Raw genomic sequence first — 12,581 nt, forward strand, 5'->3', positions numbered from 1 at the left:
GAGCGGGATTCTGCGAGTTGCCGCCTCACGAATCACCAATCACGAATCACCGCTTTCTGGCACAAACCCTGCATCAGCTCCTGCGCCCGCATTTCTCACCAGTCGCCGGACCCACGGCGGCGGTGGGAGACGGAGAGATGCGGGCTAAAGAACGGCCGCGGCAGGCCGCTACTGAAACTGCACGGGCGGGCCCCATCCGGTAGCGGATGCCAGGCCCGCCCGGCCACCCTTTTTCGGAAGGGCACTGACAGGAGACGGCAATGGCAGACTATTCGCTGGGTTATGGCGGCATCGGCACCGGGATGGACATCAACGGCATGGTGTCCCAGCTGGTGGCTGCCGATCGCGCGCCCGCTGAGAACCGCCTGACCCGCATCGAAAGCCAGGCCAAGTTCAAGCTGTCCGCACTGGGCACGGTCAGTTCCGCCTTCAGCAACCTCGACAAGGCCCTGACCGCGCTGAAGGCCGCCACCGCCTTCGACACCCGCACCGTCAAGTCCGCCACCGACACGGTGGTTGGCGCCACGGTGGGCAGCGGGACGCCCAACGGCACGTATGCGGTCGAAGTGGTCGAACTGGCCACCGCCAACAAATGGATCACCAGCCAGCCGGTGACGGCCGGCACGACCTTCGGCGCCGGTCAATTGACGCTGACGGTCGGTGGCGAGGCGCTGGCCATCGACATCGCCGCGGACAGCACGCTGCAGGATGTCCGCAGCGCGATCAACGACGCCGCCCGCAGCAAGGGCGTGCAGGCGAGCGTGTTGACGTCCAATGACGGGCTCTACCTGTCCGTGTCGTCCGACAAGACCGGCGCGGCCAACGGCATCTCGCTCGCGTTCACCTCCGGCGGCAGCGACCTGCAGGCGCTGGCTGCCAGCCTGCAGGAACGCGTCCCCGCCGCCGATGCCGAAGTGAAGATCGACGGCCTGACCGTCACCGCCAGCGGCAACAAGATCACCGACGCGGTGCCCGGCCTGACCCTGGACGTGAAGACGAAGGGCACCAGCACGGTCACCGTGTCCACCGACACCGCTGCCGCCAGCAAGCTGATCCAGGATTTCGTGACCGCGTACAACGCGGCCATCGGCGCCATCAACACGTCGACCAAGTACAACGCCGAAAGCGACGAGCCTTCTGCCCTGACCGGCGATGCGCAGATGCGCAGCGCCTCGGGCCAGTTGAGGAGCGTGCTGAGCGGCGTGCTGGGCGACCTCGCCTCGCAGGGCTTGGACGCCAAGACGCTGGGGCTGCAGACCAAGGGCTATCCGTCTTCCGACGGCACCCTGGTATTCGACAGCAGCAAGTTCACCGCCGCGCTGGTCAGCGACCCGGAGAAGATCCGCAGCGCCTTCACCGGCGACAGCGGCTTCGCGGGCAAGCTGCAGGCGGCCGTTGGCAGCTACATCGGCACCAATGGGGCTTTCACCCAGCGCACCAGCGGCCTGAATGCCCAGATCAAGGACGTCGCCACGCAGCGCCTGGCGCTGGATGCGCGCATGGAAGCCGTCGGCAACCGTTACAAGGCCCAGTTCGTGGCGATGGATTCGATGGTCGCCCAGATGAGCAGCACCAGCAGCTACCTGGCCCAGCAACTCGCCTCGCTCGCCAACCAGACCGGATAACCGCCGATCCGAGCCGCCGTCGGGTGACGCGCGGGGATCGCAGGAGAAAATGGAATGTCATCGCATTCGTACGCCGCCCAGTACCGCAACACCGGCCTCAGCAGTGCCGTCATGGACGCCGATCCGCATCGCCTGGTGGCCCTGCTGCTGTCGGGTGCCTGCGAACGCCTGCGACTGGCGGACGCGTGCATGGAACGTGGCGACCTGGCACGCAAGGGCAAGGCGATCGGCGAAGCGTGCGCGATCATCGGGCACCTCAATGGATCGCTGGACCATGAGGCGGGCGGCGAAATCGCAGGCAGTCTCTCCGCACTGTACGACTACGTGCAGACGCGCCTGATCGATGCCAACCTGCACAACGATGCAGCCGCACTGCGCGAGTCGCTCGACCTGTTGGGTGAGATCGAGTCCGCCTGGAACGCCATTCCCTCCGAGCAGCGCCAGCCCCCGGCCATGGCCGCCGCGCGATGAACGCCACACCGGCCCTCGACGACCTCTTCGCCCAGCTCGACGGCATGCGTCACGCCCTGCACGCGGGCGAACTGGAGGACGTCGAGCGCCTGCTCAACCGTCACGACCATGACGTGCGCGCTTTCCTGCATGCCGATGGGGGCCGCTCCGCGGGTTACGACGCGCTGGCCGTGTTGCTGCGTGCGCAACTGGAACTCCAGAAGTCGATGCAGGATGCGCGCGAACAGGTGCGTATCCGCATGCACGTCAACCAGAGCGCCGACCGCGCCGCGCGCGCCTATCTTTCCGTTGTCGAGGGGTGAGCCATGACCGCTTCGATCATCCTCGTGGAGCACCCTGCCGAGCACGCGCTGTTCGATGGCGCGCTTACCTGCGAGGTGGTGTTGCCCACGCGCTTTGATGCGGGTGCACGGGTCCTGATGCAGGGCCCGTCGGAGGCCTTGCTGAAAGGCCTGGCTGTCGCCGAGGACGTGCGCGGCGAAGACCCGGACGACCGCAAGGAAGCCACTCCCACGCAGCAGCGCATCGAAGCCAAGCTGGACCTGGTGCTGTCGCTGCTCGGCCGGCTGGCGCGCAGCCAGCATGAAACCCTGCCCGCCACCCCGTTGCGCTGGTCGCACCGTGGCCTGCGCCTTGATGTCGCCTCGCCGCAGGAACTGGCCGTCGGCATCTCCGGCGTGGTGACCATGCAGCCCGCCACCTGGTTGAGCGACCACATCGAATTGCCTGCCACGCTGCTGGCCCAGGCCGAAGGCTCGCAAGGCATGCAACACCTCTGGCTGCAGTTCGAAGCTTTGGGCGCCGGCCTTGCCGAAGCGATGGACCGCCACCTGTTCCGCCTGCATCGCCGCCAGATCGCCGAAGCCCGCCAGTCCCAGCACGCGGTTCGTCCGTAGCCACCTTTTCGCGCATGCACGCGCACCGCGACACCTGCGATGTGCATGCATCACACGCCGCGATTGCGGTATTCGCCCTTTTCACGGGAACACGGTCACCACAAGTGTGACTTATGTCGTGGTTTCACTTTTCCATCGCGATTCTGAATTGGCGCACGGGGACAGCGCGGCTATCGTGACATCACTAAGCAACGCGATATCGACTGGTTCTTCCCTGTGCGTGTACTCATCGTCGACGACCACACTCTGGTCCGCGCCGGCATCGGCCGGCTGCTGCAGTCATTGCCCGACGTTGACGTCGTGGCCGAGGCCTGCAACGCGCAACAGGCGCTGGACATGGCGGCGATCCACCGCCCGGACCTGATCCTGCTCGACCTCTCCCTGCCCGACCGCAGCGGACTCGATCTGCTGCCGCTGCTGCGCGAATCGCTGCCGCAGACCCGCGTGGTGATCATGTCCATGCACAACGATCCCACCCAGGTGCGCGTGGCGCTGGACCGCGGCTGCGCCGGTTTCGTGGTCAAGGAAGCGGCGCCGATGGAACTCGAACTCGCCCTGCGCGCCGCCGCCAGCGGCCAGGTGTTCCTGAGTCCGCAGGTGTCCTCGAAGATGCTGGCGCCGATGCTCAACCCGCAGCGTCCCACCGGCATCGCCGCGCTGTCGCCGCGGCAACGCGAGATCCTGCGCCAGCTGGGCAGCGGCATGAGCAGCAAGGAAATCGCGGCCCAACTCGGCATCAGCGTGAAGACGGTGGAAACCCACCGTGCACGGATGATGGAATCGCTGGGCTGCCGTCGCGCCAACGATCTGCTGTTGCTGGCCGCACGCCACCAGAACGAACTGGCCTGAGCCTTGCAGGTACGGCGTGGATGACCTCGCCGGCGACGGATTCCCGTTGCCGCACCGCCCTGACGGGCACTTCCCATCGACGATAACCCGACGCTGTAGGGGAAACCCTGACGGCCAGTGGGGCGTGCCCGCAGCACAACCAGAAACGCCCTGATTTTTTTTCCGTCACCGGGCGCCCAAAGTGTTCACACGATGTGAAGCCGACCTCGGCACGCCATCGAATCGGGGACAACGGGAATGAAGACGGGACTTTCCACCCAGCTCGGCCAGCAACTCCACCTGACGCCGCAGCTGCTGCAGTCGATCCGGCTGCTGCAGCTGGACGGCCTGCAGCTGGAGATGGAAGTGCGCCGCGCACTGGACCTCAATCCGCTCCTGGAAGTCGAGGAAGCGCAGGATGCCGAGACGGCCGCCGAGATCGACGTGCTGCCGGCGCAGGACGCCGCCGCCCTCGATGCCGCCGCGTTCGATGAACTGCCCGAATCCAGCCTGTGGGACGTGGCAGGCGCCAACTGGCAGGACGGCGACGACGACCGCATGCAGCGGGTCGAAGCCGGCGAATCCAGCGACCCGCACGTGCGCGTGCTCGACCGCCTCGCGCTGGAGCTGGACGACCGCGCGCTGGACGTGGTCGCCTTCTGGCTCGAGCACACCAACGACGCCGGCTACCTTGAGCAGGCGCCCGACACCCTGGCGCTACTGGCCTCGGCCCGCTTCGACGTGACCACCGGCGCCGCACTGCAGCTTCGCGCGCGTCTGTTGCGGGGCGAATTCCCCGGCCTGGCCGCCGCCGACGTGCGCGAGTGCCTGCAGGTACAGCTGGACTGCCTGCAGGGCCGCGTGCCCGGCCGCCACGTCGCCCGCCGCATCGTCACCGAAGGCCTGGCGCTGCTGGCCGCACACGAGTACGACGCCCTCGCCCGCCTGATGGACCTGGAACTCGACCAGGTGATGGAAGGCGTGCGCCTGGTGCTGTCGCTGGATGCGCGCCCCGGCGCGTCGCTGGCGCCGGCACCCACCGGCTACATCGTCCCGGACGTGGTCGCCTGGCATGCCGACTGCGCCTGGCGCGTGGCCCTGAACCCGGCGACCACGCCGCGCGTGCGGGTCAATCCGATGCAGGAACGCGCACTGGACCAGGCCGGAGCCTCCGAAGGCGCCGGCAAGCTGCGCGAGCTGCTGCAGGAAGCGCGCTGGCTGACCCGTGGCCTTTCGATCCGTTACGACACCCTGCTGCGGACGGCCCGCGCCATCGTCGAGCGCCAGGCCGGTTTCCTGGCCCAGGGCGATGAAGCGATGGCCCCGCTGACGCTGAAGGAAATCGCCGACGCCATCGGCATGCACGAATCCACCGTTTCGCGCATCACCACCGGCAAGTACATGCAGACGCCGCGCGGCACGTTCGAGCTCAAGCACTTCTTCGCGGTGCGCCTGGAAGGGGCCAACGTGTCCGGACCGGCCGTGCGCGCCATGGTGCGCCGCCTGATCGATTCCGAACCGGCCGGCAAGCCGCTGGCCGACGAGGCCATCGCCGGCCTGCTGGCCCGCCAGGGCATCCACATTGCCCGCAGAACTGTGGCGAAGTACCGGGAACAGCTCGATATCGCTCCCGCCCGGGAACGCCGACGCGCTACCGTACCGGTCTTGGCCAAGGCCGGATAAGAACGGAGCACGACCGCAATGAGCAAGATCACCGTATTGCTGGTGGACGACCACGAAGGTTTCATCAACGCCGCCCTGCGCCACCTGCGCAAGGTGGAGTGGCTGGACATCGTGGGCCGCGCCAGCAACGGCCTGGAAGCCATCGAACGCTCCGAGACCCTGCGTCCGGACGTCGTGCTGATGGACCTGGCCATGCCGGAGATGGGGGGCCTGCAGGCTACCCGCCTCATCAAGACGCAGGACGCACCGCCCTTCATCGTGATCGCCAGCCATTTCGACGACGCCGAGCACCGCGAACACGCGATGCGCGCCGGTGCCGACGAATTCGTCAGCAAGCTTTCCTATATCCAGGAAGTCTTGCCCATCCTCGAAAGGTTCAAAGACAGCCGCCATGAGTGAATCCCGCATCCTCGTCATCGATGCCGACGCCACGCGTGCCGAACGCCTGGCCGGCCTGCTCGAATTCATGGACCTGACACCCCGCTGGGTCGCCAGCGCCGGTGACGTGGATGTGCGCCGCCAGCGCCCGCACGACTGGCTGGCGATCGTCGTCGGCACCCTCGACGATGGCAAGGCCGCCGACGCGTTCTTCGCCTGGCTGGGCAAGGCGCAACTGCCGCCGCCGGTGCTGCTGATGGAAGGCGACACCGCCGCCTTCGCCGCCGCGCACGGCCTGCACCACGCCGGTGTATGGACGCTGGAAAGCCCCATCCGCCACGCGCAGCTGGAAGCCTGCCTGCGCCGCGCCAGCCTGAAGCGGCTGGATACCGAACACCAGGCGCAGCAGGTCAGCACCAGCGGCCCGACCGGCACCAGCCCGGCCGTCACCCGCCTGCGCCGCATGATCGAACAGGTCGCCAGCTTCGACACCACCGTGCTGGTGCTGGGCGAATCCGGCACCGGCAAGGAAGTGGTGGCGCGTGCCATCCACGACCAGTCGCCGCGCCGCGACGGGCCGTTCGTCGCCATCAACTGCGGTGCCATTCCGCCGGACCTGCTGGAAAGCGAACTGTTCGGCCACGAGAAGGGTGCCTTCACCGGCGCGCTCAGTGCCCGCAAAGGCCGTTTCGAGATGGCCGAGGGCGGCACCCTGCTGCTGGACGAGATCGGCGACATGAGCCTGCCCATGCAGGTCAAGCTGCTGCGCGTGCTGCAGGAGCGCAGCTTCGAACGCGTGGGCGGTAACCAGACCATTCGCTGCAATGTGCGCGTGATCGCCGCGACCCATCGCAACCTGGAAGCGCGCATCGCCGACGGCCACTTCCGCGAAGACCTGTTCTACCGTCTCAATGTGTTCCCCATCGAGATGCCGGCGCTGCGCGAGCGCGCCGACGACCTGCCCGACCTGGTCACCACCATCGCCACGCAACTGGCACGCACCGGTCGCGGTGAAGTGCGCTTCGCCAACGAGACGCTGCAGGCGCTGCGCCTGTACGCGTGGCCGGGCAACGTACGTGAGCTGACCAATCTGGTCGAACGGCTTGCGGTACTGCATCCGGGCGGACTGGTGCGCGTGGCCGACCTGCCCAAGCGCTACCAGCCGGACGGCGTGGAGGCGCTAGTCGCCCAGGCGCCGGCCCCTTCACCGGTGGCCGCTGCGCCGGCCCCGCTGCCGACCGCCGTCGTGGCCGCCGCCGTGTCGCCGGCCGACCGCCTGCCCGAATCCGGCATCGACCTGCGCGAACACATCGCGCAGATCGAGCTGAACCTGATCCGCGATGCACTGGACCGCGCCGGTGGCGTGGTCGCGCACGCCGCGCAACTGCTGGGCCTGCGCCGCACCACGCTGGTGGAGAAGCTGCGCAAGTACGGCATCGAGCGAGAAGAGGTCGCCCTGGCGACGGAAAACTGACTGGCGACGGACGGCGTTTCCGGCACGGGTCTTGCAACTGATCTGACAAGACACCCCGACGACCGAAGCACCCGCCCATGTCCGACGTCTCCTCCATCCTCTCGCAGATCCGCAGTTACCAGCACCAGGTCGGTACGCGTGCCCTCGAGCCGATGCCGAACCCGGGTGCATTCACCCCGAACCGGGTGGGGCTTGAACAGCCGGGCGTCAAGGCGCCGAGTTTCGGCGACACCCTGCAGAACGCGCTGCAAGGCGTGAACGAAGCGCAGAAGACGTCCGGCGCGCTCGCGCAAGCCTTCGAACTGGGCGACCCGCGCGCGGACCTGGCACGGGTGATGGTGGCCGCGCAGCAGTCGCAGGTGGCCTTCCGCGCAACGGTGGAAGTCCGCAACCGCCTGGTGCAGGCGTACCAGGACGTCATGAACATGCCTTTGTAGGTCCCGCCGCTGTAAAGCCCGCCGCCGCAATGCCCGACCGCTGACCGCCCCACTCCACCGAGCCGACCGCGCAGGAACCGCACCACCATGGCCCTGACCCTTTCCAAGGAAGCCCTGAAGGAATCGCTGACCGCCGACAAGGCAGGCGCGGCGCTGACCAGGATCCAGGACGCGCGCGTGTTCAAGCAGATGGGTACGCTGCTGCTGATCGCCGGTGCGGTCGCCGTGGGCATGATGGTGTTCTTCTGGTCGCAGAAGCCGGCCTACACGCCGCTGTACACCGGCCTGGACGCCAAGGCCACCGCCGAAGCCACCGACATGCTGCGCGCCGCGCAGATCCCGTTCCAACTGGACCAGGCCAGCGGCGCCATTTCGGTACCGGAAGAAAACCTGCACGACGCCCGCCTGAAGCTGGCCGGCGCCGGCCTGGCCGAAAGCGGACGCCTCGGCTTCGAGATGATGGAGCGCGATCCGGGCTTCGGCGTCAGCCAGTTCGTCGAGAACGCGCGCTACCAGCACGCGCTGGAAACCGAACTGGTGCGCACCATCACCACCCTGCGCCCGGTGCGCGACGCACGCGTACACCTCGCCATTCCCAAGCCCAGCGCCTTCACCCGCCAGCGCGAAGTCGCTAGTGCGTCCGTGGTGCTGGATCTGCGCTCGGGCGCCCTGCTGGAACGCAACCAGGTGGATGCCATCGTGCACCTGGTGTCGTCCAGCATCCCCGACCTTGCACCGGAACGCGTCACCGTGGTCGACCAGAGCGGCCGCATGCTGACCATCAGCGACCCGAACAGCGAAGCCGCGCTCAACGCCGCCCAGTTCGAGCGCGTGCGCAAGCTGGAAACCTCGTTCAACGACCGCATCCGCGAACTGCTGGAGCCGCTCACCGGCCCCGGCCGCGTGAATGCCGAAGTCGCGGTGGACATGGACTTCTCGGTCACCGAGGAGGCGCGCGAGACCTTCGCCAATGATCCGGCCAAGATCCGCAGCGAGCAGGTCAGCCAGAACAGCGTCGCCGGCACCGGTCCGGAAGGCGTGCCCGGCGCCACCAGCAACACGCCGCCCGGCCCCAACGCGGCCGCCGCGCCCAATCCCGCCGCGCCGGTCGAAACCAGCAGCAGTGCCACCCGCAACTTCGAAATGGACCGCACGCTGCAGCACACGCGCCAGCCTGCCGGCCGGGTGCGCCGCGTCACCGCCGCCGTGCTGGTCGACCACGTGCCGCGTACCGGCGAGAACGGCAAAGTCGTCATGACCGCGCTGGACGCCGCCACCCTGGCCCGCATCGAAGCGCTGGTGAAGGAAGCCGTGGGCTTCGACGCCGCGCGCGGCGACTCGGTCTCGGTGATGAACGCGCCGTTCGTGCGTGAGACCGAAGCCCCGGTGGACGTGCCTTTCTGGGAAAGCCCTTGGCTGCACAACCCGATGCTGCGCGACATCGCCCGCTATGGCCTCGGTGCGCTGGTCGTCATCGCGCTGCTGTTCGGCGTGCTGCGCCCGGCCATGCGCCAGATCATCCATCCGGCCACCAGGCGGAAGACGCAGGACGAGGAAGACGGCATCGACGTCACCGTGATGGACGAGGACGACATGGATGCTGGCGCCTTGGCCACGCTGTCGCACGACGCCCTGCCGCCGATGCGCGCCCTGCCCTCCGATGCCTACGAAGACCGCCTGCGCCAGGCGCGCGAAGCAGTAAAGACAGATTCCAAGCAGGTGGCGCAGGTAGTGAAGGACTGGGTGGCCAGTGATGAATAACGCACAGGAACCGGCACTCAACGGCGTGCAGCGCGCGGCCGTGCTGCTGCTCTCCCTCGGCGAGGAAGATGCCGCCGAAGTGCTCAAGCACATGAACGCCAAGGAGGTGCAGAAGCTCGGCATCGCCATGGCCACCATTTCCGGCGTCAGCCGCGAGCAGGTGATGCAGGTCATGGCCACGTTCGGCGAATCGCTGGACAAGCAGACCTCGCTGGGCATGGGCGCCGACGACTACGTGCGCAAGGTACTGGTGCAGGCACTGGGCGAAGACAAGGCCGGCAGCCTGATCGACCGCATCCTGCTGGGCCGCAACACCACCGGCCTGGACACACTGAAGTGGATGGACCCGCGCGCGATCTCCGATCTGGTGCGCAACGAACATCCGCAGATCATCGCCATCGTACTGGCCCACCTGGACAGCGATCAGGCCGCCGACACCCTCAAGCTGCTGCCCGAGCGCACCCGCACCGACGTGCTGCTGCGCATCGCCACGCTGGACGGCATCCCGCCGAATGCGCTGAACGAACTCAACGAGATCATGGAGCGCCAGTTCGCCGGCAACCAGAACCTCAAGGCCTCCAGCATCGGCGGGGTCAAGGTCGCGGCGAACATCCTCAATTTCATGGACTCCGGCCAGGACCAGCTCATCCTCGGCAACATCACCCAGGTCGACGCCGACCTGGGTGCACGCATCCAGGATCTGATGTTCGTGTTCGACAACCTGGCCGACCTGGGCGACCGCGAACTGCAGGCGCTCCTGCGCGAAGTGCCGAACGACCGCCTGGGCCTGGCGCTGCGCGGCGCCGATGCCAAGGTGAAGGAAAAGATCACCCGCAACATGTCCCAGCGCGCCGCGCAGATCCTGGTCGAAGACATGGAGGCCCGTGGCCCCGTGCGCCTGTCCGACGTGGAAGGCGCGCAGAAGGAAATCCTCGCCATCGTGCGCCGCCTGGCTGACCAGGGCGTGATCTCGCTGATGGCCGGCGCCGAGGAAATGGTATGAGCGCGGCGTCGCCGTTGCGCTGGATGCCGGCGCCGCTCGATGTCGTCGTCGCGGCATCCGCCCCCGAACCGGAAGCACCGCCGCTGGTACCGCCGACGATCGAAGAGATCCAGGCCATCCAGGATGCCGCATACCGCGAAGGCCTCGAACGCGGGTTGGCCGAAGGCCATGCCGAAGGCTTCGCGACCGGCCAGACCGAAGTCCGCCGGTTGGCCGCACAGATGGAGGGCATCCTCGACAACTTCTCGCGTCCGCTGGATCGACTCGAGAATGAAGTCGTCGGCGCCCTGTCCGAACTCGCCGTGCGCATTGCCGGCGCACTGGTGGGACGCGCCTATCAGACCGACCCGGTCCTGCTGCAGGAACTGGCGACCAGTGCACTGGATGCTGTCGGCGGCGCACAGCGCGAAGTCGAACTGCGCCTGCATCCCGACGATATCGCGGCCCTCACTCCCGTGCTGGCCATGGCCCCGGGTACGCGACTGACCGCGGACACCTCGCTCAGCCGCGGCGACCTGCGCGTGCACGCCGAAAGCGTCCGCATCGACGGCACCCTTGAAGCCCGCCTGCGCGGCGCGCTGGAAACCGTGCTCAACCGGAGCACGCGCGCATGAGCGCCCAACCGCTGGAATGGCTGACCGCACGCGACCTGCGCCTGTCTGCGCGCCTGTCGCAGATCAATCCCGAACTCGGCGGCCGCGGCCTGATCCGCGAGGGCATCCTGCGCCGTGCCGTCGGCCTCACCCTGGAAGCCATCGGCTGCGAAGCACCGATGGGAGCCACCTGCAAGGTGGAAGTCGTCGATGGCGGCTGGGTGGATGCCGAAGTCGTCGGCTTCTCGGGCGAACGCACCTACCTGATGCCCAGCGCCGAACTGCACGGCCTGCTGCCGAATGCGCGCGTGGTGCCTTCGCGCCGCCGCGGCGGCGTGGAGGTCGGCGAAGGGCTGCTGGGGCGCGTGATCGACAGCGACGGCGTTCCGCTGGACGGTCGTGGCCCGATCCGCGCGGAAGGCAGCGTCAGCCTCGCGGGCGTGACGATCAACCCGCTGTCGCGCGAACCGATCACCCAACCCCTCGATGTCGGCGTGCGCGCGATCAACGCGCTGTTGCCCATCGGCCGTGGCCAGCGCGTGGGCCTGTTCGCCGGTTCCGGCGTCGGCAAGTCCACGCTGCTGGGCATGATGACCCGCTATACCGCCGCCGACGTGATCGTCGTCGGCCTGATCGGCGAACGCGGCCGTGAAGTGCGCGACTTCGTGGAAAGCACGCTCGGCCCGGTAGGCCTGGCGCGCGCTGTGGTCGTCGCAAGCCCGGCCGACCGGCCGCCGCTGGCCCGCCTGCAGGGTGCGTATCGCGCCACCGCCATCGCCGAGTGGTTCCGCGACCAGGGCCTCAACGTGCTGCTGCTGATGGATTCACTGACCCGCTTCGCCCAGGCGCAGCGCGAGATCGGCCTGTCGGTGGGCGAGCCGCCCACCACGCGCGGCTATCCGCCGTCGGTGTTCGCGCGCCTGCCCGCGCTGGTGGAGCGTGCCGGCAATGGTGCGAAAGGACGCGGTTCCATCACCGCGTTCTACACCGTGCTGACCGAAGGCGACGATCCGCAGGATCCGATCGCCGATGCCGCGCGCGCCATCCTCGACGGCCACATCCTGCTCTCCCGCCGCGTGGCCGACAGCGGCCTGTATCCGGCCATCGACGTGGAATCATCGGTCAGCCGCGTGGTCACCGAGATCGCCGACGAAACCTGGCGCGACCGCATCCGCAAACTCAAGCGCCTGCTGTCCGCCTACAACAGCAACCGCGACCTGATCGCCATCGGCGCCTACCAGCGCGGCAACGATCCCACCGTGGACGAAGCGCTGGAACGCTGGCCGGAGATCGTCGAATTCCTGGGCCAGGACGTGGCGCGCGCAGCCGACTTGCCCAGCAGCCGTGCCGCCCTCGAATCGCTGGTCCAACGCAACGTCGCTGCCGGCATCCCCACGCCGCGCAGCCCGCAGTAACGCCAAGGAATCCCCGC

13 protein-coding genes are annotated in these 12,581 nt (G+C 68.0%); all 13 read left to right on the plus strand.

Annotated features, from left to right (window positions below; all coding sequences use genetic code 11):
* Positions 1 to 260: 260 nt before the first annotated feature.
* The 13 genes from fliD to fliI all read left to right on the plus strand — a co-directional run bounded on the left by fliD (position 261) and on the right by fliI (position 12,564).
* Positions 261 to 1,625 (plus strand): flagellar filament capping protein FliD, encoded by a 1,365-nt coding sequence (gene fliD, locus FB548_RS11340; RefSeq protein ID WP_142124889.1) that lies wholly within the window; start codon positions 261 to 263, stop codon positions 1,623 to 1,625.
* Between the two features lie 54 nt (positions 1,626 to 1,679).
* Positions 1,680 to 2,096, plus strand: a complete 417-nt coding sequence (gene fliS, locus FB548_RS11345) for a flagellar export chaperone FliS (protein ID WP_142124890.1) — start codon at positions 1,680 to 1,682, stop codon at positions 2,094 to 2,096.
* Positions 2,093 to 2,398: a hypothetical protein gene (locus FB548_RS11350; protein ID WP_142124891.1), complete on the plus strand. Its 306-nt coding sequence runs from the start codon at positions 2,093 to 2,095 to the stop codon at positions 2,396 to 2,398. The genes fliS and FB548_RS11350 overlap by 4 nt, the downstream gene beginning before the upstream one ends.
* A gap of 3 nt (positions 2,399 to 2,401) precedes the next feature.
* Entirely contained in the window at positions 2,402 to 2,992 is a 591-nt protein-coding gene (locus FB548_RS11355; protein ID WP_142124892.1) for a PilZ domain-containing protein, read from the plus strand.
* 216 nt (positions 2,993 to 3,208) lie between these two features.
* On the plus strand, positions 3,209 to 3,841 hold the full coding sequence (locus FB548_RS11360) for a response regulator transcription factor (RefSeq protein WP_142124893.1): 633 nt from the start codon (positions 3,209 to 3,211) through the stop codon (positions 3,839 to 3,841).
* Positions 3,842 to 4,078: 237 nt separating this feature from the next.
* The gene (gene rpoN, locus FB548_RS11365; protein WP_142124894.1) at positions 4,079 to 5,503 is read left to right on the plus strand and encodes an RNA polymerase factor sigma-54; all 1,425 of its coding nucleotides are present in this window, start codon (positions 4,079 to 4,081) and stop codon (positions 5,501 to 5,503) included.
* Between the two features lie 18 nt (positions 5,504 to 5,521).
* Entirely contained in the window at positions 5,522 to 5,902 is a 381-nt protein-coding gene (locus tag FB548_RS11370) for a response regulator transcription factor (RefSeq protein ID WP_142124895.1), read from the plus strand.
* Positions 5,895 to 7,355: a sigma-54 dependent transcriptional regulator gene (locus FB548_RS11375; protein WP_142124896.1), complete on the plus strand. Its 1,461-nt coding sequence runs from the start codon at positions 5,895 to 5,897 to the stop codon at positions 7,353 to 7,355. Before FB548_RS11370 ends, FB548_RS11375 begins: the two co-directional genes overlap by 8 nt.
* 77 nt (positions 7,356 to 7,432) lie before the next feature.
* Positions 7,433 to 7,792 carry a flagellar hook-basal body complex protein FliE gene (gene fliE, locus FB548_RS11380; RefSeq protein ID WP_142124897.1) on the plus strand — a complete coding sequence of 120 codons (360 nt, stop codon included), beginning with the start codon at positions 7,433 to 7,435 and terminating at the stop codon, positions 7,790 to 7,792.
* Between the two features lie 87 nt (positions 7,793 to 7,879).
* Positions 7,880 to 9,553, plus strand: a complete 1,674-nt coding sequence (gene fliF / locus FB548_RS11385; protein WP_142124898.1) for a flagellar basal-body MS-ring/collar protein FliF — start codon at positions 7,880 to 7,882, stop codon at positions 9,551 to 9,553.
* Positions 9,546 to 10,556 carry a flagellar motor switch protein FliG gene (fliG, locus tag FB548_RS11390; RefSeq protein ID WP_142124899.1) on the plus strand — a complete coding sequence of 337 codons (1,011 nt, stop codon included), beginning with the start codon at positions 9,546 to 9,548 and terminating at the stop codon, positions 10,554 to 10,556. The genes fliF and fliG overlap by 8 nt, the downstream gene beginning before the upstream one ends.
* The gene (locus FB548_RS11395; protein ID WP_142124900.1) at positions 10,553 to 11,170 is read left to right on the plus strand and encodes a FliH/SctL family protein; all 618 of its coding nucleotides are present in this window, start codon (positions 10,553 to 10,555) and stop codon (positions 11,168 to 11,170) included. Before fliG ends, FB548_RS11395 begins: the two co-directional genes overlap by 4 nt.
* Positions 11,167 to 12,564, plus strand: coding sequence for a flagellar protein export ATPase FliI (gene fliI / locus FB548_RS11400; protein WP_142124901.1), 1,398 nt, complete (start codon positions 11,167 to 11,169; stop codon positions 12,562 to 12,564). The genes FB548_RS11395 and fliI overlap by 4 nt, the downstream gene beginning before the upstream one ends.
* Positions 12,565 to 12,581 lie beyond the last annotated feature (17 nt).

The organism is Pseudoxanthomonas sp. 3HH-4, assembly GCF_006716465.1.
Classification (GTDB): domain Bacteria; phylum Pseudomonadota; class Gammaproteobacteria; order Xanthomonadales; family Xanthomonadaceae; genus Pseudoxanthomonas_A.

What these genes read in the sequence shown, in the direction of transcription:
- fliG (WP_142124899.1), top strand. Translation starts at nt 9,546, where the DNA reads ATGAATAACGCACAGGAACCGGCACTCAACGGCGTGCAGCGCGCGGCC.
- FB548_RS11370 (WP_142124895.1), top strand. Translation starts at nt 5,522, where the DNA reads ATGAGCAAGATCACCGTATTGCTGGTGGACGACCACGAAGGTTTCATC.
- fliS (WP_142124890.1), top strand. Translation starts at nt 1,680, where the DNA reads ATGTCATCGCATTCGTACGCCGCCCAGTACCGCAACACCGGCCTCAGC.
- FB548_RS11355 (WP_142124892.1), top strand. Translation starts at nt 2,402, where the DNA reads ATGACCGCTTCGATCATCCTCGTGGAGCACCCTGCCGAGCACGCGCTG.
- FB548_RS11350 (WP_142124891.1), top strand. Translation starts at nt 2,093, where the DNA reads ATGAACGCCACACCGGCCCTCGACGACCTCTTCGCCCAGCTCGACGGC.
- FB548_RS11375 (WP_142124896.1), top strand. Translation starts at nt 5,895, where the DNA reads ATGAGTGAATCCCGCATCCTCGTCATCGATGCCGACGCCACGCGTGCC.
- fliE (WP_142124897.1), top strand. Translation starts at nt 7,433, where the DNA reads ATGTCCGACGTCTCCTCCATCCTCTCGCAGATCCGCAGTTACCAGCAC.
- fliD (WP_142124889.1), top strand. Translation starts at nt 261, where the DNA reads ATGGCAGACTATTCGCTGGGTTATGGCGGCATCGGCACCGGGATGGAC.
- FB548_RS11395 (WP_142124900.1), top strand. Translation starts at nt 10,553, where the DNA reads ATGAGCGCGGCGTCGCCGTTGCGCTGGATGCCGGCGCCGCTCGATGTC.
- fliI (WP_142124901.1), top strand. Translation starts at nt 11,167, where the DNA reads ATGAGCGCCCAACCGCTGGAATGGCTGACCGCACGCGACCTGCGCCTG.
- rpoN (WP_142124894.1), top strand. Translation starts at nt 4,079, where the DNA reads ATGAAGACGGGACTTTCCACCCAGCTCGGCCAGCAACTCCACCTGACG.
- fliF (WP_142124898.1), top strand. Translation starts at nt 7,880, where the DNA reads ATGGCCCTGACCCTTTCCAAGGAAGCCCTGAAGGAATCGCTGACCGCC.